This window comes from Streptomyces pseudoechinosporeus, from assembly GCF_054783935.1.
On the sequence record NZ_BAAGPS010000001.1, the window covers coordinates 327,030 to 348,870 of the forward strand.

At 69.0% G+C, this 21,841-nt stretch carries 19 protein-coding genes; 5 read left to right on the top strand and 14 right to left on the bottom strand.

All coding sequences use genetic code 11. The features are described from left to right. The first annotated feature begins 107 nt into the window (after positions 1-107). From ACYVO6_RS01490 to atzF, 4 genes are all read left to right on the top strand, one after another. Entirely contained in the window at positions 108-932 is an 825-nt protein-coding gene (locus ACYVO6_RS01490) for an urea amidolyase associated protein UAAP1 (RefSeq protein WP_461056539.1), read from the top strand. Further along, a complete protein-coding gene (locus ACYVO6_RS01495) occupies positions 929-1,540 on the top strand; it encodes an urea amidolyase associated protein UAAP2 (protein WP_461056540.1) in 612 nt (203 codons plus the stop codon). The genes ACYVO6_RS01490 and ACYVO6_RS01495 overlap by 4 nt, the downstream gene beginning before the upstream one ends. Next, a complete protein-coding gene (gene uca / locus ACYVO6_RS01500; protein WP_461056541.1) occupies positions 1,537-5,100 on the top strand; it encodes an urea carboxylase in 3,564 nt (1,187 codons plus the stop codon). The genes ACYVO6_RS01495 and uca overlap by 4 nt, the downstream gene beginning before the upstream one ends. 174 nt (positions 5,101-5,274) lie before the next feature. Continuing rightward, positions 5,275-6,942 (top strand): allophanate hydrolase, encoded by a 1,668-nt coding sequence (gene atzF, locus ACYVO6_RS01505; protein WP_461056542.1) that lies wholly within the window; start codon positions 5,275-5,277, stop codon positions 6,940-6,942. Positions 6,943-6,979: 37 nt separating this feature from the next. On the opposite strand, the gene ACYVO6_RS01510 is transcribed toward atzF, so the two are convergent. The 11 genes from ACYVO6_RS01510 to ACYVO6_RS01560 form a co-directional block, all read right to left on the bottom strand. Next, positions 6,980-9,841 (bottom strand): DEAD/DEAH box helicase, encoded by a 2,862-nt coding sequence (locus ACYVO6_RS01510; RefSeq protein ID WP_461056543.1) that lies wholly within the window; start codon positions 9,839-9,841, stop codon positions 6,980-6,982. A gap of 73 nt (positions 9,842-9,914) precedes the next feature. After that, positions 9,915-10,886, bottom strand: coding sequence for a twin-arginine translocase subunit TatC (gene tatC / locus ACYVO6_RS01515; protein ID WP_461056544.1), 972 nt, complete (start codon positions 10,884-10,886; stop codon positions 9,915-9,917). 47 nt (positions 10,887-10,933) lie between these two features. Continuing rightward, on the bottom strand, positions 10,934-11,224 hold the full coding sequence (tatA, locus tag ACYVO6_RS01520; protein WP_165261740.1) for a Sec-independent protein translocase subunit TatA: 291 nt from the start codon (positions 11,222-11,224) through the stop codon (positions 10,934-10,936). Between the two features lie 238 nt (positions 11,225-11,462). After that, complete coding sequence (locus ACYVO6_RS01525; protein WP_352371307.1) at positions 11,463-11,657, bottom strand: hypothetical protein; 195 nt, start codon at positions 11,655-11,657, stop codon at positions 11,463-11,465. A gap of 9 nt (positions 11,658-11,666) precedes the next feature. Beyond that, complete coding sequence (locus ACYVO6_RS01530) at positions 11,667-11,945, bottom strand: hypothetical protein (protein WP_461056545.1); 279 nt, start codon at positions 11,943-11,945, stop codon at positions 11,667-11,669. 11 nt (positions 11,946-11,956) lie between these two features. After that, positions 11,957-13,018: a helix-turn-helix transcriptional regulator gene (locus ACYVO6_RS01535; RefSeq protein ID WP_461056546.1), complete on the bottom strand. Its 1,062-nt coding sequence runs from the start codon at positions 13,016-13,018 to the stop codon at positions 11,957-11,959. Positions 13,019-13,033: 15 nt separating this feature from the next. Next, positions 13,034-14,011: a helix-turn-helix transcriptional regulator gene (locus ACYVO6_RS01540; RefSeq protein ID WP_461056547.1), complete on the bottom strand. Its 978-nt coding sequence runs from the start codon at positions 14,009-14,011 to the stop codon at positions 13,034-13,036. A 194-nt stretch (positions 14,012-14,205) separates the two neighbouring features. Further along, positions 14,206-14,580, bottom strand: coding sequence for an FKBP-type peptidyl-prolyl cis-trans isomerase (locus ACYVO6_RS01545; RefSeq protein WP_461056548.1), 375 nt, complete (start codon positions 14,578-14,580; stop codon positions 14,206-14,208). Positions 14,581-14,648: 68 nt separating this feature from the next. Beyond that, on the bottom strand, positions 14,649-15,656 hold the full coding sequence (locus ACYVO6_RS01550) for an FKBP-type peptidyl-prolyl cis-trans isomerase (RefSeq protein ID WP_461056549.1): 1,008 nt from the start codon (positions 15,654-15,656) through the stop codon (positions 14,649-14,651). A gap of 128 nt (positions 15,657-15,784) precedes the next feature. After that, on the bottom strand, positions 15,785-17,146 hold the full coding sequence (gene pafA, locus ACYVO6_RS01555) for a Pup--protein ligase (protein WP_037670540.1): 1,362 nt from the start codon (positions 17,144-17,146) through the stop codon (positions 15,785-15,787). 9 nt (positions 17,147-17,155) lie between these two features. Beyond that, positions 17,156-18,415 (bottom strand): MFS transporter, encoded by a 1,260-nt coding sequence (locus tag ACYVO6_RS01560; protein WP_461056550.1) that lies wholly within the window; start codon positions 18,413-18,415, stop codon positions 17,156-17,158. Positions 18,416-18,481: 66 nt separating this feature from the next. Between ACYVO6_RS01560 and ACYVO6_RS01565 the strand changes: the two genes are divergently transcribed. Beyond that, positions 18,482-19,540, top strand: coding sequence for a LacI family DNA-binding transcriptional regulator (locus ACYVO6_RS01565; RefSeq protein ID WP_461056551.1), 1,059 nt, complete (start codon positions 18,482-18,484; stop codon positions 19,538-19,540). A gap of 63 nt (positions 19,541-19,603) precedes the next feature. Here the strand turns inward: ACYVO6_RS01565 and prcA are convergent, their stop codons facing one another. The 3 genes from prcA to ACYVO6_RS01580 form a co-directional block, all read right to left on the bottom strand. Next, entirely contained in the window at positions 19,604-20,392 is a 789-nt protein-coding gene (gene prcA / locus ACYVO6_RS01570; RefSeq protein ID WP_461056552.1) for a proteasome subunit alpha, read from the bottom strand. Positions 20,393-20,460: 68 nt separating this feature from the next. Further along, positions 20,461-21,306, bottom strand: a complete 846-nt coding sequence (gene prcB / locus ACYVO6_RS01575) for a proteasome subunit beta (RefSeq protein WP_461056553.1) — start codon at positions 21,304-21,306, stop codon at positions 20,461-20,463. Next, positions 21,258-21,677: an endonuclease VII domain-containing protein gene (locus tag ACYVO6_RS01580; RefSeq protein WP_461056554.1), complete on the bottom strand. Its 420-nt coding sequence runs from the start codon at positions 21,675-21,677 to the stop codon at positions 21,258-21,260. The genes prcB and ACYVO6_RS01580 overlap by 49 nt, the downstream gene beginning before the upstream one ends. Between the last annotated feature and the right edge of the window lie 164 nt (positions 21,678-21,841).

Genomic DNA, 21,841 nt, shown 5'->3' on the forward strand with positions numbered 1-21,841 from the left:
CTAATTTCTGTCGGGCGACAGAAATTCCGTACGGACATGACGTACCCACATGACGTACGGACATCACGCACGGACATGACCGCCCCTGCCGAGCCGGAGGTCCCGCGATGGCGACTGCGACCACGTACGGAGCCCGGGCGCACGCCCGCGCCCAGGAAGGCGCCCGCGCCGAGGCGATGCCGGTGGTCCCGGCGAGCGCCTGGCCCGCGCCGCCCTGCGAGGCGGGCCATCTGGTGTGGGCGGAGACGGTGGCGGGCGGCAACTACACACACAGGGTGCTGGCCCGCGGCACGGAGCTGCGGCTGACCGACCTCAGGGGCGATGCCTGCGCGCATCTCCTCCTGTTCGCCGCCGACCGCCCCTGGGAACGGCTGAACGTGGCGGACACGGTCAAGGTCCAGTGGAACGCCTACCTCGGCGAGGACCGGCTGCTCCTCTCCGACCAGGGCCGCGTCCTCGCCTCGGTGATCGCCGACACCTCCGGGCGGCACGACGCGCTGTGCGGCACCTCCACCCTCGTACGGAACACGGAGCGGTACGGGGACGGGACGCCGCAGTCCGCGTCTCCGGCCGGGCGTGAGCTGTTCAAGCTGGCCGCCGCGAAGAACGGTCTGGCACCCCGGGATCTCCCGCCGTCGCTGTCCTTCTTCCAGGGCGTGGAGGTACGCGACGACGGCTCCCTCGACTTCACCGGCTCGGCCGGAGAGGGCGGGAGCGTGACGCTGCGGGCCGAGCAGGACGCCACAGTGCTGCTGGCCAATGTGCCCCACCCGGCCGACCCGCGCGCCGACTACACGAGCACCCCGCTGGAGGTGCTGGCCTGGCGCGCCGAAGCCACGCCGCCCGGCGACCCGCTGTGGGAGGCCTCCCCCGAGGGCCGCCGAGCCTTCCTCAACACCGCCGAATTCCTTGCCGCGAGGGGGCTCGCATGACCGCCGCCACGACCGTCGTCCCGGCCCGCTCCGCCTGGTCCGCCATCGTGCGGAGCGGCGAGACGCTCACCATCACCGACCTGCACGGCAACCAGGCCGTCGACTTCCTCGCGTACGACGCCCATGACACGGCCGTCCGCTACAGCGCGCCCGACACGATCCACGCCCAGGGCAACATCTTCCTGACCACCGGCAGTGTGCTCATGTCCAACGAGCACACCCCGCTGATGACCGTGGTCGAGGACGAGGTCGGCCGGCACGACACGGTGGGCGGCGCCTGCTCCAAGGAGTCGAACACCCTGCGTTACGGCCACCACACCTGGTCGCAGCACGCGTGCGTCGACAACTTCCTCGCGGAGGGCGCCAGGTACGGCCTCGGGAAGCGCGATCTCGTCTCGAACATCAATTGGTACATGAACGTGCCGGTCGAGAAGGACGGCACCCTCGGCATCGTCGACGGTCTCTCCGCCCCGGGCCTGAAGCTGACGCTGCGCGCCGAGCGCGACGTACTCGTCCTGGTCTCCAACTGCCCGCAGATCAACAACCCTTGCAACGGCTTCGAGCCGACGGCCGTGGAGATGACCATCGGTGAGGCGGGCGCTCGATGAGCGAGGGAGGAACGGCCTTCGACACGCTCCTCGTCGCCAACCGGGGCGAGATCGCGGTCCGGATCATGCGTACGGCACGGGAGTTGGGCCTGCGTACGGTCGCCGTGTACTCCGACGCCGATCGCTCGGCGCCCCATGTGCGCTTGGCCGACCAAGCCGTCCGGCTGGGCCCGGCACCCGCCAAGGAGTCGTATCTCGACGCCGATCTCGTCCTGAAGGCGGCGAAGGACACGGGTGCCGGAGCGATCCACCCGGGCTACGGCTTCCTCTCCGAGGACGCGGCGTTCGCGCGGCGCTGCGAGGAGGCGGGGATCGTGTTCGTGGGCCCGACGCCCGAGCAGCTGGAGCTGTTCGGGGCGAAGCACACAGCCCGGGCGGCGGCTGAGGCGGCCGGGGTGCCGCTCGCTCCGGGCACGGGACTGCTCGCCTCGCTGGACGAGGCTCTGGAGGCCGCGGATCGCATCGGCTACCCGGTGATGCTCAAGGCCACGGGGGGCGGGGGCGGGATCGGTATGTCGGCATGTCGCTCTGCCGATGAGTTGACCGAGGCCTGGGACCGGGTACAGCGCGTCGCCGCGGCCTCCTTCTCCCTGGCCGGAGTGTTCCTGGAGCGGCTCGTCGAGCAGGCCCGCCATGTCGAGGTGCAGGTCTTCGGCGACGGCGCCGGCCGCGTCGTCACCTTCGGCGACCGCGACTGCTCACTCCAGCGCCGCAACCAGAAGGTGGTGGAGGAGGCTCCCGCACCCGGGCTCCCCGCCCACGTACGCGAGCAACTGACCTCCGCCGCCCGGGACTTGTGCGCCTCGGTCGACTACCGCTCGGCCGGAACCGTCGAGTTCGTGTACGACGCGGTGCGCGAGGAGGCGTACTTCCTGGAGGTCAACACCCGCCTCCAGGTGGAGCATCCGGTCACCGAGGAGATCTACGGGGTCGACCTCGTCGCGTGGATGCTGCGTGTGGCGCGCGGGGACTTCGATGTCGTACGAGACCCTGGGGCGCCACGCGGTCATGCCGTCGAGGCCCGCGTGTATGCCGAGGATCCCTCGCGTGAACACCGGCCCAGCGCGGGCCTGTTGACCCGGGTCGAATTCCCACCGGACGTACGGGTGGACGGCTGGGTCGAGACGGGCACCGAGGTCACCACGTCGTACGACCCCCTGCTCGCCAAGCTCGTCGCGTACGGCTCCGACCGTGCGCAGGCGCTGGCACGGCTGGACGAGGCGCTGGCCGGGACCCGGGTCGACGGCATCGAGACGAACCTGGGGCTGGTGCGGGCGGCGCTCGCGTCGGACGACTTCCGGGCGGCGGCGCACTCGACAGCGACGCTCGCCGACGTGAGCGATCCCACGCCGCGTATCGAAGTCGTCTCCGGCGGGACGCTGACGACGGTCCAGGACTGGCCGGGGCGGACCGGCTACTGGCAGGTGGGCGTGCCGCCGTGCGGGCCGATGGACGACCTGTCGTTCCGGCTCGGCAACCGCGCGCTGGGCAACGACGAGGGCGCGCCCGGTCTCGAATGCACCTTGCGGGGACCGTCATTGAGGTTCACGCACGCGACGACGGTGTGTGTCACGGGTGCTCCGGCGCCGGTGACGGTCGACGGCGGGGCGGTCGCGCAGTGGGAGCCGGTGACGGTGCCGGCAGGGGGCGTACTGGAGATCGGCACTCCTGCCGAGCACGGCCTGCGGACGTACGTACTCTTCGCGGGCGGCCTGGATGTCCCGGCGTTCCTGGGGAGCGCCTCGACCTTCACGCTGGGCCGGTTCGGCGGCCACGGCGGGCGGGCGCTGCGGACCGGGGACGTGCTGCACGGGGGCGCGGTCGCGTCCTCGGGGGCGGCGGTGCCGGAGGGCGAGCGGCCGGTGTTCAGTGCCGTATGGCAGGTGGGCGCGCTCGAAGGCCCGCACGCGGCACCGGAGTTCTTCACCGAGGAGGACATCCACGACTTCTACGCGGCCGACTGGAAGGTGCACTTCAACTCGGCACGCACGGGCGTACGGCTGGTCGGTCCGAAGCCCCGCTGGGCCCGCTCCGATGGCGGCGAGGCGGGCCTGCACCCGTCCAACATCCACGACACCCCGTACTCGGTCGGCGCTGTCGACTACACGGGCGACATGCCGGTCCTGCTCGGTCCCGACGGCCCCTCGCTCGGCGGGTTCGTGTGCCCGGCGACAGTCCTCAGCGTGGAGCGCTGGAAGCTCGGCCAGCTGCGTCCCGGGGACACGGTGCGCTTTGTACCGGTGGACGATGGGGGTCCCCCCGCTCGAGCGGAGCCGAGAGTGGGGGAGGGTGCGGCGCGGCCCGCGATCGTGGACGGTGGCGTGCTGGCGCGGGACGGCGACGTGACGTACCGCCGCAGCGGCGACGACCATCTGCTGGTCGAGTTCGGGCCCATGCAGCTGGACCTGGCGCTGCGTATGCGGGTGCACGCCCTGATGGAGGCGGTGACGGAGGCCCGCCTCGAGGGAGTCACCGACCTCACGCCGGGCATCCGCTCCCTTCAGATCCAGACGGATCCGCACCGCCTCCCCCAGCACCAACTCCTCACGGCAGTACGGTCGTTGGTGGCCACACTGCCCTCGACGGACCAACTGGTCGTGCCGTCCCGAACCGTCCACCTCCCCCTCTCCTGGGACGACCCGGCGACCCGCGAGGCGATCGCCCGCTATATGGCGGGCGTCCGCGACGACGCGCCCTGGTGCCCCTGGAACATCGAGTTCATCCGCCGGGTCAACGGCCTGGACTCGGTGGAGGACGTGTACCGGACGGTCTTCGACTCCGAGTACCTGGTCCTCGGCCTGGGTGATGTGTACCTGGGCGCCCCGGTGGCCACGCCTCTGGATCCCCGTCACCGCCTGGTCACGACGAAGTACAACCCGGCCCGCACCTGGACCGCCGAGAACTCGGTCGGCATCGGCGGCGCGTACCTCTGCGTCTACGGGATGGAGGGCCCCGGCGGCTACCAGTTCGTCGGCCGCACGACCCAGGTCTGGTCCGGCTGGCAGCAACGCGGCGCCTTCGAACCCGGCTCCCCCTGGCTGCTGCGCTTCTTCGACCGCATCAAGTGGTACCCGGTGACCCCGGACGAACTGCTGGAACTACGGGCCGACATCATCTCGGGCCGTTTCGTTCCTCAGATCGAGGAGGGCGTCTTCTCACTCGCCGAGTACGAGGCGTTCCTGACCGAGAACGCCGGCTCGATCGCCGAGTTCAGGACCCGCCAGGGCGCCGCCTTCGCAGCGGAACGGGACGCCTGGGAGGCATCGGGCGAGTTCACCAGGGCGGAGACAGCCTCGGCTCCGTCACCAGCCCGGCCGGAGGTGACGGTCCCACCGGGCGGCCACCTGGTGGAGGCCGAATTCGCCGCGTCGGTCTGGCAGCTGAACGTCGCCCAGGGCGACGAGGTGACCATGGGCCAGCCACTCCTCGCCCTGGAGGCCATGAAGATGGAGTCAAGGGTGCACGCGCCGATGGACGGCGTGGTGACACAGATCCTCACCAAGCCGGGGGCCCAGGTGGAACCGGGCACGGCGCTGCTGGTGCTGGCGCCCACGAGCTGACTCCGCCCGGCGGTCTGTGGGCGGGCGTCCCGCTCGTCTGTGGGCAGGCGTCCCGCTCGTCTGTGGGCAGGCGTCCCGCTCGTCTGTGGGCAGGCGTTCCGCAGAGCGGAACGGGTGGGCACAGACGGCCACCGGGCCGCACCCGACAACGAAACCCCAGCGCAAGGAGCACCGATGTCGCCCTCCACCGTCACCCGAGTCCAATTGGCCTACGCCCGCATCAAGACGGTGAACCGCCCCGAGGTCTGGATCGACCTGCGCCCAAAGGCGGAGGTCGAGACAGAGGCCCGTCAAATCGACGCACGGGTGGCCGCAGGCGAACACCTCCCCCTCGCAGGGCAACTGTTCGCAGCGAAGGGCAACATCGACGTAGCGGGCCTCCCCACAACCGCCGGCTGCCCTTCCTACGCGTACCAGCCGGAGGCCGACGCCCCGGCGGTCGCCCGCCTACGCGCGGCAGGCGCGATCGCCCTCGGCACCACGAACCTGGACCAGTTCGCCACAGGCCTCGTCGGCACCCGCTCCCCCCACGGCGCCGTACGCAACGCCATCGACCCGCAAAGAATCAGCGGCGGCTCCAGCTCCGGCTCAGCCGTAGCGGTAGCGCTCGGCATCGTCGACTTCGCGCTCGGCACAGACACCGCGGGCAGCGGCCGCGTCCCCGCCGCGTTCAACGGAATCGTCGGCCTGAAACCCACCCGAGGCCTCGTCCCCACACAAGGCGTGGTCCCGGCCTGCGCCTCCCTGGACTGCGTAACGGTCTTCGCCCGCACCCTCCCGGAGGCGGAACAGGCCCTCACCCACATGACCTCCCCACCCGCCCGAGAACTCCCCGCACTCCCCCAGCGCGCCCCGGGCCCCTGGCGCATAGCCGTCCCACCCCGAGACCAGCTCGGCGAAATGGACGAGGGCTGGCCACAGGCATATGAGGCAGCCGTGACCCAACTACAGGCCGCAGGCGCCGAGTTGCGCACCATCGACCTCGCCCCCTTCACGGCGGCCGCCACGATGCTCTACGAAGGAGCCTTCGTGGCGGAGCGCTACACAGCTGTAGGAAGTTTTGTCGACAAGTTGCTCTCCGAGGGCGGCGACGGCCTGGATCCCACGGTCGCCGGGATCATCACCCGCGCCCGGGACATCCCGGCGCACCAGCTCTTCGCCGACCAGGAGCGTCTCGCAGCCCTGCGCACCCGCGCACTGGAGTCACTCGGCGACGCGGACGCCCTGCTCCTGCCGACCGCGCCCGGCCATCCCACCCTCGCCGAGGTAGCCGCCGACCCGCTGGGCACGAACGCCCGCCTCGGCCGCTTCACCAACTCCACCAACCTCTTCGACCTGGCCGCCGTCGCCGTCCCTGCGGGCCAGGTGGCGGGGCTCCCCTTCGGCGTCATGCTGATCGGCCCCGCGTTCACCGACGAACGTCTCGTCCGCATCGCCCGAACCCTGGAAGCGCCGCCCGTCCGGCTCGCCGTACTCGGCGCGCACCTGTCGGACCAGCCCCTGAACGGCCAACTCCTCGCCCAGGGCGCCCAGTTGGAACGTACGACGAAGACCGCACCCGTCTACCGGCTGCACGCCCTGGCCACCGACCCGCCCAAGCCGGGCCTGGTCCACGTCGGCGCCAACGGGGCCGCGATCGAGGCCGAGGTGTGGCGACTGCCCGCCGAGGGCCTCGGCCGCCTCACCGCCGCGCTGCCCCGGCCGATGACGCTGGGCCGGGTGACGCTGGCCGACGGCAGTGACGTACCGGGATTCCTGTGCGAGCCGGGCGCGCTCGACGATGCGCGGGACATCACGGAGTACGGGGGCTGGCGCGCGTACCTGGAGTCGCTCGGCGACTGACACGGGAACCGGCCGGTGCCGGCAGACGAACGCCCGCTCACCCCACCGACGAGTAAGCGACGACCCCCCGCAGCAGCCCGTCCACAGCCTTCCGCGCGTTCTTCGCCACGGTGGACCCCTTGGTGCCGGAAACCGGCGCCGCCGCCGAAATCTGGCCGAGTACGTCGATGACCTGCTTGCACCAGCGCACAAAGTCACCGGCGGGCATCTCGGCCTCGCGGAGCACTTCGTCGAGCCCCTTGCCGGAGGCCCACTCGTACGCCGCCCAGGCGAAGCCCAGGTCCGGCTCGCGCTGACCGACGCCCTCGGTCTGGCTGATCCGGAAGTCCTCCTCCAGGGCGTCCAGACGACCCCAGATGCGGACCATCTCGCCGAGCGCGGCCTTCACCTTGCCGGACGGCAGCTTCGGCGCGAGCGCGTCGTCGCCGACCCGGGCCTCGTACACCAACGCCGAGGCGCACGCGGCCAGTTCGGCCGGCGCGAGGCCTTCCCAGACGCCGGCGCGCAGGCATTCGCTGGCGAGCAGGTCCAGCTCTCCGTAGAGCCGGGCGAGCCGCTTGCCGTGCTCGGTGACCTCGTCGCCGCGCAGATAGTCGAGCTCGGTCAGCAGCGCGACGATCCGGTCGAAGGTACGGGCGATGGTGTTCGTCCGCCCCTCGATGCGCCGCTCCAGCTGCGAGGTGTCGCGCAGCAGCCGGTGGTAGCGCTCGGCCCAACGGGCGTGGTCCTCACGGTCATTGCACCCGTGGCAGGGGTGTGCGCGCAGTGCGGTGCGCAGCCGGGCGATCTCCCGGTCGTCGACGGCCTCGGAGCGCCGCTTGTGGTGCCGGTCGGGAACGATGTGTCCGGCCTTGGTGCGCAGCGCGGAGGCGAGATCGCGGCGTGACTGCGGCGAGCGCGGGTTGAACGACTTCGGGATGCGCATCCGCTCCAGCGCCTCGACGGGCACCGGGAAGTCGATCGAGGCGAGGCGCTTGACCTGCCGCTCGGCGGTGAGGACCAGGGGCCGCGGCCCGTCGTGGTGCTCGAAGCCGCGGTGGCCGTTGGACCGACCGGCGGACAGCCCGGGGTCCAGCACCAGCGCAAGACCCGCGAACTTGCCGGTCGGCACATGGATCACATCGCCGGGCTTGAGCTTTTCCAGCGCCACGGCCGCTTCCGCTCGCCGCTGCGCTGCGCCCTGCTTGGCCAGCTCGGTCTCGCGGTCCTTGAGTTCGCGACGCAGTCGCGCGTACTCGTCGAAGTCGCCCAAGTGGCAGGTCATGGAGGCCTTGTAGCCCTCAAGTCCCTCTTCGTTGCGCTGCACCTGGCGGGAGATCCCCACGACCGACTTGTCGGCCTGGAACTGCGCGAACGACGTCTCAAGGAGTTCGCGCGAGCGGTGCCGGCCGAACTGCTCGACGAGGTTCACCGCCATGTTGTACGACGGCTTGAAGCTGGAGCGCAGCGGGTACGTGCGTGTGCCCGCGAGGCCCGCGAGATGCTCGGGGCTTATGCCGCGCTGCCACAGCACGACGGCGTGGCCCTCGACATCGATGCCACGGCGACCTGCGCGGCCGGTCAGCTGGGTGTACTCGCCGGGAGTGATGTCGGCGTGCTGCTCGCCGTTCCACTTGACGAGCTTCTCCAACACCACCGAGCGGGCGGGCATGTTGATGCCGAGGGCGAGGGTCTCGGTGGCGAACACGGCCTTGACCAGGCCGCGTACGAACAGCTCCTCGACGACCTCCTTGAACGTCGGCAGCATGCCCGCGTGGTGAGCCGCGATGCCGCGCTCCAGGCCTTCCAGCCACTCGTAGTAGCCCAGGACGTGGAGGTCCTCGGCCGGTATGGAGGACGTACGTCCTTCGACGAGGGCGCGGACCTTGAGGCGCGACTCGTCGTCGTTCAGCCTCAGGCCCGCGTACAGGCACTGCTGGACGGCGGCCTCGCAGGCGGCGCGGCTGAAGATGAACGTGATGGCGGGCAGCAGCCCTTCGGAGTCGAGCCGTTCGATGACTTCGGGGCGGCCCGGTGTCCATACGCGCGATCTCTGCCGCCGCTCGCGCTCGCGGTCGGCCTCGCGCATATTGCGGCCCCGTCTGCGGTCCTGGTACGAGGGCCGGGTCGCCTCCATGCGGGCCAGGCGGGTGAGGTCGGGGTTGACGGCCTTCTTGTGGCCCTCGCCCTCCTCGAAGAGGTCGTAGATGCGGCGTCCGGCCAGTACGTGCTGGAACAGCGGCACGGGGCGGTGCTCGGAGACGATCACTTCGGTGTCGCCGCGCACCGTGTCGAGCCAGTCGCCGAACTCCTCGGCGTTCGACACCGTCGCCGAGAGCGACACCAGCGTCACCGACTCGGGGAGGTGGATGATCACTTCCTCCCAGACGGCGCCGCGGAAGCGGTCCGAGAGGTAGTGCACCTCGTCCATGACGACGTAACCCAGGCCGAGGAGGGTCTGCGAGCCCGCGTAGAGCATGTTGCGGAGCACCTCGGTGGTCATCACGACCACCGGGGCGTCGGAGTTGACGCTGTTGTCGCCGGTGAGCAGGCCGACCTTCTCGGCGCCGTAACGACGCGCCAGATCGGTGTACTTCTGGTTCGACAGCGCCTTGATGGGCGTGGTGTAGAAGCACTTCTTGCCCTGCTGGAGGGCGAGGTGGACGGCGAACTCGCCCACGATCGTCTTGCCCGAGCCGGTGGGCGCGGCCACCAGCACACCCTTGCCCGACTCGAGCGCCTGGCAGGCCTCGATCTGGAAGGGGTCGAGGCCGAAGTCGTACATCTCGCGGAAGGACGCGAGTGCGGTGGCCTGCTCGACAGCGCGCTGCCGCGCTGCCTCGTACCGCTCGGCCGGTGAGAGATCCTCTGTCATCGTGCTTTCGAGCGTACCGTCAGCCACTGACAACAGGACGATCAATATCCGGATCCGACCCCGCCCACCGGGAATCCACCCAGCTCAGGCCCGCGGGGCCGGTCCCGGTGTGCGTCTGTCAGGTCACGTCGTCGTAGCCGTTGACCCGGTCGGGATCGCGCTGGCGGTCGGTGTCCGTCTGCGCCGGCAGGGCGCGGCTGGCCGAGACGGATTCGATCTCGCCGATGTCCTCGGGCGTCAGGTCGAGTTCGGAGGCCTCGTCGTCGTCCGGGCCCATGGCTTCGCGGCGGGCCCTGCGACGGTCGTTCAGCAGTGAGAAGCCGGTCGCCAAGAAGTACAGGATCCAGATGGGGGCGGCCAGCGCCATCATCGTCAGCGGGTCCGTGCTCGGCGTGGCGATCGCGGCGAACAGCGTGATGCCCATGATCATGCCGCGCCACCAGCCGGCCATGCGCTTTCCGGAGATCGCCCCGGTCATGTTGAGCATCACCAAGAGCAGCGGCAGCTCGAAGGAGAGCCCGAAGACGACCACCATGCGCGTGACGAGGTCGAGCAGATCGTCCAGCGGCAGCAGGTTGTCCACACCGAAGGGCGTGAACTCGATCAGGACCTTCGCGGTGGTGGGGAGCACCGAGTACGCGAAGAAGGCGCCGATGAGGAACAGCGGGACACCGGACCCGACGAACGCATAGGCGTACTTCTTCTCGCCCTTGTGCAGTCCGGGCGCGACGAACGCCCAGAGCTGGTAGAGCCAGACCGGCGAGGCGAGGACGACGCCGGCCATGAGGGACACCTTCAGCGCCAGGGTGAAGGGCGTGATCAGACCGTTGATCGTGATCCGCGCACAGGGGTTGCTGTCGTCGGAAGCCTGCGCCAGTTCCTCGAAGGACTTCGAGCAGCCGACCTCTTTGAGGATCGGCTCGGTGAAAAAGTTGATGATGTCGTTGTAGAAGAAGGCGGCGACGACCGTGACGAGGACGATGGCCAGCATCGCCTTCGCGAGCCGGTTGCGGAGCTCACGAAGGTGCTCCGCGAGGGGCATCCGCCCCTCGGGATCCTTCTCTTCGTTCTTGCGGGCAGACTTGAGCAACCCACGTTCCCATCTCGTGCAGCGGGCCGGAGGTCACCGGCCCTGCGTCAGCGCTTGGTCGTGTCCGTCGGCTCGGTGACCGGGCGGGAGCTGGTCACATCGCCGGGCGCGGCCTGGATGGTGCGCTGGGCCGGGGGCTGCTGGTCGTCGTGCGGCGGACCTGCCGGGGTGGCACTGTCGTCCTTGCCCTCGGTCTTCATCGCCTTGGCCTCGCTCTTGAGGATGCGGGCGGACTTGCCCAGGGAGCGAGCCATGTCCGGAAGCTTCTTCGCGCCGAAGAGCAGGATGATGACGACGAGGATGAGAATGATCTCGGGAGCTCCGAGCCTTCCGAACATATGTCTTTACCTTCTCACCGAGGCGGCTGGGGCGGGGTTGCCGTCCGACCCGTCGGACACCTGTCCGAGGATCGTGCTGACAGCGATCGTAACGCGCAGGGGTGAACGCGAGGCAATCCCTGTGCGTACTCCCGGTCTGCGGCCCGCGCCTCGTTCTCGGGGCCGCGTCCAGCAGCGTACCTGCCGATGCTGGGAAGTTGACAGGTCAGAGTGACTCAAAGCGCCCGGCAGGGACGGCTCACAGCGCATCGACAGAACGCGCCGCGGTCGCGGAGGCCCGTTCCAGGTCTTCTGCCGCGCGGTTGATCCGACGTGCGGAATCCGTGACCTGCCTGCCCAGACGCTCGGCTTCCAGGAAGACCCGGACGGCGAGGACGCCGAGTACGGCGATTCCCAGGAAACCCACAGCGATCGCGAGCATCGGCCAGAACATGCGCAGAGCCTAGACGGTGGAGTGCAGCCGCAGGGTCCGCACCCCTCCGCCGGTGAGGAGTTCCACGATCCGCTCGCCGGCCGGCTTGCGCACCGCCGCGTCGCACTCCGGGCAGGTGAAGGAGTAGAAGGTCGTCTTCGGTGTGGCGCCGATCGCCAGGCGCAGGGCGTTCGCGGAGAGTTCGAAGTGGGCGCGGCAGTCGGGGCAGGCAGCCTTGAACACCACGGGATCCACTCTCGTCATGCCCGAGAACGCGGACGTCACGGACATTCCCTGCGTACCAGACATCGCCGACCTGCTCACAGCCCTTGCTCCTGCCTGCCGTACAGCCCGTCCTGAACTCCGTGCGGCTCCTCGGGGAGATTCGCCGCCACGCCCTGTGGCACGTCGTACGCCGCGAGCGCCTCATGTGCCGCCTGCCGGGCACTGTCCGCGACCTCCCGCGGCGAGACGATCCGGCCGTCCCGCCCGAGCCGCAGCGCGAGGCGGCGCAGCGAGGCGGGATCGGAGGCACGCAGGGTGATACGCAGCCCGCCGTCCGGGAGTTCATCGGCGCTGTCGTGCGGGTAGTACTCGGCGACCCAGCGCCCGCCCGGCCCGACCTCGACGACCACCTCGGGATCCTCGGCGGCGGGCTGCACCAGCCCCTCGGAGAGGTCCCGCAGTTCCACCTCGGGCGGCGCGGACGGCTCGTCCAGGATGCGGATCTCCGCGACCCGGTCGAGCCGGAAGGTGCGCCGCGCCTCGGAGCGGCGGCACCAGGCCTCCACGTAGGTGTGGCCGACGCTGACCAGGCGGATCGGGTCGATCTCGCGCTCGGTGAGCTCGTCGCGCCCGGGCGAGTAGTAGCGGATCCACAGTCGGCGCCGCTCGGAGATCGCCCGGTCGACGTCCGCGAAGACCCCGCCCTCGGACTCGAACGTCACCGACAGCCGGGCACTGGCACCCGCCGCCTCGCCCGCCGCGGCCTCCACCTTGGCGGTGGCCCGCAGCAGCGCCTGCCGGTCGCCCTCACGCAGCCCGGGCAGGGTGGACACGGCCCGGGCGGCCACCAGCAGCGCGGTCGCCTCGTCGGCGGCGATCCGCAGCGGCTCGGCCGCCTCCGCGCCCAGGGCGCCCGGGTTGCGCCACCAGATCCGGTCGCCGTCGGTGTCGATGTCCAGCAGATCGCCGCCGCGGAAGCTGGTCCCGCACAGCGGCAGCACATCGAGGTCGGAGATCAGCTCGTCCTCGGTGATCCCGAAGGCCCGGGCGACATCGCTGACGCGCGCACCTGGGCGCTCCCGCAGATACGTCACCAGGGACAGCATCCGCCGCGTCTGGTCGATGGCACTCACGGGCCTGACCGGTTTTCCCGCCACTTCTCCTACGCCCTCTCAGCCCTTGGCCACGGCGCGCAGCCGGTCCACGACATCGGCCCGCAGCTCGGCAGGCTCCAGGACCACCACATCGGGCCCGAACTCCACAAGCCAGGCGTCAAGCCCATGCCCGTACGGGATCTCCAACTCGTCCCAGCCGTCGCCCAGTTCCCGTACCGAGACGGCCTTGGCGCGCAGCGGGTAACCCGCCCCGGTCCGCAGCCGGATCAGCGCGGAGCGGTCGGCGGTCTCTCCGGCCCAGCTCGCGACGGTCTCCCGCACGGTGACGACATCGGGCACCTCAGCCGTGAACTTCCCGCTGCGGGTACGGACCTTGCCGGTGATCCGCGACAGCCGGAAAACGCGCTCGGCGCCCCGGTCACGGTCCCAGCCGGCCAGATACCAGTGGCCGCGCCAGCACTCCAGCGCCCAGGGCTCGACGATGCGGGGCTCGGGGCGGGCGGCGGTGGCCTTGCGGTAGTCGAAGGAGACGGGGCGGCGGTCGCGACAGGCGAGCATCAGCGGTTCGAAGGCCGCCTCGTGCACGGGGATGTGCGGCTCCAGGGCGCCATGGGCCTCGTACGGGTCGACGTCCTCGGGTAGTCCGGCCGCACGCAGCTTCTGCAGGGCGCCGCTCGCCGCACCCGCGAGGCGGGCCTGCTGCCAGACCTTGGCGACCAGGCCCAGGGCGGCGGCCTCCTCGGCGTCGAGCGTGATGGGCGGCAGGCGGTTGCTGTCGCGGCGGGCGAGATAGCCGACCTCGCCGTCGAGGCTCTCCACCGTCTCGATGACCAGGCCGAGCTCGCGCAGATCGTCCTTGTCGCGCTCGAACATCCGGTTGAAGGAGTCGTCCGAGCCGACCGCACCGCTGCCCGGCCTGAAGGCCTCGACGTAAGCCTCGATGGAATCGCGCAGCTCACGCTTGCTGAGCGGCCGCCGCGTCCCAAGCAGACACAGCGCCAGGTTCATCAGCCGCTCGGCCTTGGCAATGGCCATCGACGCCCTTCCCTATGGTGCTTCCGATCGATGACCGTACCGCTCCGGAGTGTCGTGGCAAAAGCCGAGGGCCCATGCCCGACAGGCATGGGCCCCAGGTGATCGGGTCCGGTCGGACCGCGATCACACGGCGTACGAAGACCGGGCCACGAGCCACTCGCGGACGGCCCCCGCGAAGATTCAGACCTCGAAGATCAGACTGCGACCAGGTCGCAGACGAAGATCAGCGCCTCGCCCGGCGCGATACGGCCGCCACCGGCACCGCGATCGCCGTACGCGAGGTGGGCGGGGATGGTCAGCTGACGGCGTCCGCCGACCTTCATGCCCTGCACACCCTGGTCCCAGCCGGAGATGACCTGGCCGACACCGAGCTGGAACTCCAGCGGCGTACCACGGTTCCAGGAAGCGTCGAACTCCTCGCCGCTGGAGTAGGCCACGCCCACGTAATGGACCTTGACGAAGTCGCCGGCCTTCGCGACCGGCCCCTCGCCCTCCCAGATGTCCTTGATCTCGAGGTCCGCGGGGGGCGGGCCTTCGGGGAAGTCGATCTCCGGCTTCTCGATGCTCACGTCTTTGGCTCCTGCTGTATGCGAAAGGCAACTGGGGCAACACCGACAGTCTTACATCCCCGCACGCCTTACATCTTCGCGAGGATGTCGACCGTGAACACCAGCACCGAGTCCTTCTTGATGGGGCTGCCCTGCGGCGGGCTGTCGCCGTACCCGAGCTTCGGCGGGACGACGATGAGTACACGGCTGCCGACCTTCTTGCCGGTCAGGCCCTGCGCCCAGCCCTTGACGACCTGCTGCAGCGAGAACGAGGTGAGCTGCTGCCTGCTGTACGTGGAGTCGAACTCCTTGCCGTCGGCCCAGAGCACCCCCTTGTACTGCACGAGGACGCTGTCGCTCGCCGCGACCTCCTCGCCGTCCCCCTCCAGGATGTAGTTCGCGACGAGCTTCGTCGGCGCGTCCTTCTTCGGCACCTCGATGGAGGGGGCCTTGCCGTCGGTGTTGGTGCCGACCTTGGGCAGGTCGATGTTGTCCTGCGCGACCTCGGAGCCCTTGGCGGAGCTCTTCGCATTGAAGGTGTCCTGGACATCGAGGACACACACCAGCGTGTCGGTGCCCTTGACGCCCGCCTGGGGGTTGCCCTGCTCGCCGAAGCCCCAGGCCGGAGGCACAGCCATCAGGACGCGGCTGCCGGCCTTCTTGCCCATCAGGGCGTAGCGCCAGCCGTCCATGACCTGGCCCTGAGCGAGCTGGATGACGATGGGCGCCTTGCGGTCGTAGGAGTTGTCGAAGACCTTCGCCGTGGTCCAGACCTGAGCGAGGTAGTTCACCTTGACGAAGTCGTTCTCGGCCAGCGTCTTGCCGTTGCCCGCGATGACCGTCTTGACCGCGAGGTCCTTCGAGGGATCACCGCTGCCCTTGGCAATGGTCGGCTTCTCGTCGAGCTTCGCACCGGCGGTGATGGCCGGCAACGGCCCGTCGACGAGCTTCGGCGGCGGGGGCGCACTGGCCGACGGGGCCGCCGAGGGGGACGTACTGCTGCTGGCCTTGTCCTTGTCGGCCGTGTCGTCGCCACCGCAGCCGGCGAGCGTGAGCAGTCCGGCGGGAGCGGCAATCAGGAGTGAGCGTCGGCGCACAGTGGGGGCCTCGTATCGGTCGATCTTGCGGTGGGCGTGCGCGCAACTCTACGGCGTGAGAAGGGCGCCGTACGAAGAACGTACGGCGCCCTGCGTTGCGTTCCGCAATATCGGCAGGAACTGACGGCTCACATTCCGGCGATGAGCTTTTCCACCCGGTCGTCGACGGAACGGAACGGGTCCTTGCACAACACGGTGCGCTGTGCCTGGTCGTTGAGCTTGAGATGAACCCAGTCGACGGTGAAGTCCCGGCGCTGCTCCTGCGCCCGCCGGATGAAGTCGCCGCGCAGCCGTGCCCGGGTGGTCTGCGGCGGCACGGACTTGCCCTCGAAGATCTTCAGGTCATTGCAGATCCGGGTGGCCTGCCCCTTCTTCTCCAGCAGGTAGTACAGCCCTCGACGACGGTGGATGTCGTGATATGCGAGGTCTATCTGCGCGACCCGCGGATGCGACATCGTCATGTTGTGCTTGGCGCGGTACCGCTCGATGAGCTTGTACTTCATCACCCAGTCGATCTCGGTACCGATCCGGTCGAGGTCCTCGGACTCGATCGAGTCCAGCGTGCGGCCCCACAGCTCGAGGACCTGCTCGACGGTGCCGGTGCGGATGCCGCGCCGCTCACAGAAGTCCACGGCCTTCTCGTAGTACTCCCGCTGCACCTCCAGGGCGGAGGCCTCACGGCCGCTGGCCAGGCGCACCTTGCGGCGGCCCGTGATGTCATGGCTGACCTCGCGGATCGCCCGGATCGGGTTCTCCAGGGTCAGATCGCGCATCACCGTGCCCGCCTCGATCATGCGCAGTACGAGATCGGTGGCGCCGACCTTGAGGAGCATGGTCGTCTCGGACATGTTCGAGTCGCCCACGATGACGTGCAGGCGACGGTAGCGCTCGGCGTCCGCGTGGGGTTCGTCACGCGTGTTGATGATCGGCCGGGAACGGGTCGTCGCCGAGGAGACGCCCTCCCAGATGTGCTCGGCCCGCTGACTGACGCAGTACACCGCGCCACGCGGGGTCTGCAGCACCTTGCCGGCACCACAGAGAAGCTGCCTGGTGACGAGGAACGGGATGAGGATGTCCGCGAGCCGGGAGAACTCCCCATGGCGGGCCACCAGATAGTTCTCGTGGCAGCCGTAGGAGTTGCCCGCCGAGTCGGTGTTGTTCTTGAAGAGGTAGACGTCGCCCGCGATTCCTTCCTCGTGCAGGCGTCGTTCGGCGTCTACCAGGAGTCCTTCCAGAATGCGCTCGCCAGCCTTGTCGTGGGTGACGAGCTCTGTCACGTTGTCACATTCCGGTGTGGCGTATTCCGGATGTGACCCCACGTCGAGATAGAGGCGGGCGCCGTTTCGCAGAAAGACATTGCTGCTGCGGCCCCATGACACGACACGGCGGAAGAGGTACCGCGCCACCTCGTCGGGAGACAGCCGACGCTGTCCCCTGAACGTACACGTGACGCCGTACTCGTTCTCCAGCCCGAAAATGCGGCGGTCCATGACTGAACATTACGCCTGATGCCCTGTGCTGAAACGAGGTTCGGGTGCACCGTTTCGATCATTTTCCGATGCGACTTCAACCACCGCACCGCTGCCCGTAGCTGCGAGGACCCGCCCCGTGGCCAGCAGAACAAGCAGCGCAACAGCCCCCGCGACACCCGGCAGAGCGAAGCCCGACACCGCGCCACCCCACTCGACGACCGGTCCCGCGAGACCCGTCCCGACCGACATTCCCACCGTGAACGTCGTCACAAGCCAGGAGAACGCCTCGGTCACGGTGCCCCTCGGCGCATACCGGTCGACCAGGACGAACGAGCAAGCGATACAGGGCGCCAGAAACACCCCGGAGAGCGCGATCAGCACCGCCATGGCAACCACACCCGGCGTCAACGTCAGCGGTACGTAGAACACCGCCAGAAGCGCCACAAGCACCCGCAGTCGACGCTCCGGCGCACCGCTCCACTGCCGCGCCCCGTACACGGTGCCCCCGACAAGCGCGCCGAGCCCGATGGCCGCCATCAGCCAGCCGTACGTCACATCCCCGCCGTTGTCGTCCGCGTACGCCATCGCAGCAACGTTGATCGAGCCCAGCGCGATGCCCACGAAAAGGAACGCGCCGAGCAGGACGAGCAGACCGGCCGAGCGCAACGCACCGAGCCAGTGCGCCTCCCGCGGCGCCGAACGCCACGCGCGCGAAGGCCGCGACACCACCACGGAGAGCGCGCCCAGCACCCCTATGACGTTCAACACAAGAAGCGCGGCCTGCGCCGACCACAGCGACACACACAGCGTGACGAGCAACGGCCCCACGGTGAACATGACTTCCTGCGCCACGGCATCCATCGCGTACGCCGTGTGCACCTGTTCCTCCTTACGGAGGACCGTGGGCCACAACGCCCGCAGACCGCCCTCCAGAGGCGGCGTGAAGAACCCGGCCACCACCATCAGGACATACGCGAGCGCAAGCGCCCCGATGCCCGTGAAGGCGAACACCGCCATACCGAGGGCGGAGACGAGCGCGGCAGGCAGTTGCACACGCGGCTGCCCGAAGAGGTCCACCAGACGCCCGAGCACCGGCTGCCCCACGGCATTCGACACCCCGTACACCGCCGCCAGCGCGCCGGCGAGGCTGTAGCTGCCGCCCTCGGCGCGGACGAACAGCAGGACGGCGATCGCGGCCACGGCGTTCGGCAGCCGCCCCACAAGAGTGCCGACCAGCAGCCGAGCAGCGTGCCTCGTTCTGAGGATCTCCAGGTAACGCGCGGCCATGTCACGCCCTTCTCGTAGCCCTTGACGACTGACGTTGTACGTATAACGCCCTTGGTCATACGTACCATGTGCCCAGTCCGCGAGTCCAGCAGAAAGAGCAGGTCGACGGTGGCACGAGGAAGCACCCGCCCCACGAGCCGCGACGTCGCCCAGGCCGCCGGAGTCTCCCAGGCCGCCGTCTCCCTCGTACTGGGCGACAAATGGCGCGGACGAGTCTCCGAGGCAACAGCCGAGCGAGTACGCCAGGCCGCACGGGAACTCGGCTACCGGCCGAACCTCGCCGCCCGCAACCTACGACTCGGCCAGGCACGAACGGCCCTCCTGGTGGTGCCCGCGCTCACCAACGAGTTCTTCGCCGCCGTCTACGAAGGAGCCGCCCGCATCGCCGCCAAACACGGCTTCGGCGTCGTCCTGTACCCCTCACCCGAAGGCATCGGCCCTGCCCGCGACCCCTTCGCCTCCGCACGAGCCGCCCTGGACGGCGTCATCGCCTCCTCCATGGCCTCCGAAGCCCTCACAGAAATCCGCGGCGACGACCTCCCCCTCGTCATGCTGGACAGCGACCCGGCCGGCAGCCAAGGCGCCACCACCGTCAACCTCGACATCACCGACGGCATGCGCCAGATCACCGAACACCTGCTGACACTGGGCCACCGCCGGTTCCTGCACCTCGCCGCGGACATCGACTCCTGGACCTTCGACGTACGCGCCCGGGAACTCGCCGCCCGCGTGGGAGAGAGAGCCGGCACCGAGGTACGCACGGCAAAGGCACCGATCACCATCGAGGGTGCACGTGCCGCAGCCGAGGACGCCCTGCACGGCCCGGACCCACGGCCCACCGCCGTCGTCTGCGACGACGACAAACTCGCTGTCGGCGCCTACAAGGCCGCGCGCCACCTCGGCCTGCGCATCCCCCACGACATCTCCGTGACCGGCTTCGACGACCTGGCCCTCGCCACAGCCATCGAACCCGAACTCACCACCGTCCGCCTCGACGCCGAACTCTTCGGCGAGCGCGGCATGACAGCCCTGCTCGCAGTCCTGGAAGGCGAAACACCACCGGAAGGCAACATCCCCGTCGAACTGGTCGTACGGGGCTCCACGGCCCCGCCACGTCCCTCCTGAACGCCACTGCGCCCCGACCCCGCAGCGAAGCGGGACCGGGGCACAAAGGGTGAATGGCCGGGATTACTTCTCGTCGGACGCGCCGGACGCTTCAGACCCATCGGCCTCATCGGATCCATCGGACTCGGCGGCATCTCCAGCCCCGTCCGCACTCTCCCCCTGCAACAGACGGGACAACTGGCGGCCCACAATGCGCTTGAACTTGCGCTGCTGCGGACGCGTACGGTCCAGAACCGCCACCTCCAGGCGCTCGGCGGGAATCTCCCGCTCACTCCCGTTGGTGTCGCGAGACAGGGCCTGAACGGCCAGCTTCAGCGCCTCCGCGAGCGTCATGCCCTCCCGGTGACGCTGATCCAGATAAGTGCTGATCTGCTCGGCATTGCCACCGACCGCGACCGAGCCATGCTCGTCCACGATCGATCCATCATGCGGCAACCGGTAAATCTGGTCACCATCAGGCGTCACCCCGACCTCGGCGACCACAAGCTCCACCTCATACGGCTTCTCCGCCGCACTCGAGAAGATCGTGCCGAGCGTCTGGGCATACACATTGGCAAGACCGCGAGCGGTCACATCGTCACGGTCGTAGGTATAACCCCGCAGGTCAGCGTAGCGAACACCACCGATGCGGAGATTCTCGTACTCGTTGTACTTGCCGGCGGCCGCAAAGCCGATCCGGTCATAGATCTCGCTGAACTTGTGCAGCGCACGGGACGGGTTCTCGCCGACGAAGACAATGCCGTCGGCGAACTGCAGCACAACCAGGCTGCGGCCACGGGCAATGCCCTTGCGCGCATACTCCGCCCGGTCGGCCATGGCCTGCTGGGGTGAGACATAGAACGGCGTCGACACCGGCTATCCGTCCCTTTCTGTGAAAGTCACTCGATCACCTGGACAAGAGGGGCCCACAAGGGCCGCAGTCAGAGCAACGCGGCACGCGGACCGTCGGGCTGCTCCATACGCCGCTCCAGAATCGAGCGGGCGATCTCGGAAGACTCCTCATCCGTGAGACGGCGGAACCCGTCCTCGGTGATCACGGTGACGAGCGGATAGATCCGACGCGCGACATCGGGACCACCGGTCGCCGAGTCGTCGTCGGCCGCGTCATACAGAGCCTGCACGACCAGCGTCGTCGCCTGCTCCTCAGTCATGTCCTCGCTGTACAGCTTCTTCATGGCACCGCGCGCAAAGATCGAACCCGAGCCCGTGGCAGCGAAGCCATGCTCCTCCGAACGGCCGCCCGTGACGTCGTACGAGAAGATGCGCCCCTTCTCACGGTCCACGTCATACCCCGCGAAGATCGGCACCACAGCCAGGCCCTGCATGGCCATGCCGAGATTGGACCGGATCATCGTCGACAGACGGTTCGCCTTGCCCTCCAAGGAGAGCTGCGCACCCTCGACCTTCTCGAAGTGCTCCAGCTCCAACTGGAAAAGCTTCACCATCTCAACAGCCAGACCCGCCGTACCCGCGATCCCCACCGCCGAGTACTCATCAGCCGGGAACACCTTCTCGATGTCCCGCTGCGCGATGACATTCCCCATGGTGGCCCGCCGGTCACCGGCAAGCACGACGCCACCGGGGAACGTGGTGGCCACGATCGTGGTGCCGTGCGGCGCCTCGATCACTCCCTTGACGGCGGGCAACTGCCGGTTCCCCGGCAGGATTTCGGGCTGGTGATCGGACAGGAAGTCCATGAAGGACGACGAACCAGGCGTCAGGAAGGCAGCCGGTAGACGCCCGGTGCTACGAGTGTTGGCTTCCACGCGTTTCCTTCCAGGTAGTCGGCAGCTCGGTTCATCGCTTCGGGGTCATCCCTCAACAGGCCGAGGCCGGAATTGCAGTTGAAGCACAGTACGCCACGGACCCTACCCGTCTTGTGGCAGTGATCCACCTGGACTGCCGGGGCTTTCAGGCAGATCACACAGAGCCCCATCTGGGAGGCGATCATCTCGTCGCGCTCGGCTTCGGTTATGCCGCACTTACGCCGCAGGTGACCTGCGGGCGCCGCCGCCGCTCTGCAAGTCTTGCAGCGACTGGCCAAGCCATCAGCAGCGCTTCTCCTGCGATGCCACTCGCTGTACGGCTTCACTTCACCGCATCCCGGACAGCGCTTATGCCCCTCGGGCACATCCATCTTGGGGCGGAGTCCCTGAGGCAAGACCTCCTGCTTCGTGCAGTGATAGTTGGTTGCACAATCCCGACAGTGGCGCTGCAAGCCATCAAGGTTCGTTCGCTTGCGGGAGAAGGCTGTGTACGGCTTGCTCTCGCCACACCGCACACAGCGCTTCAGCTGCCCTC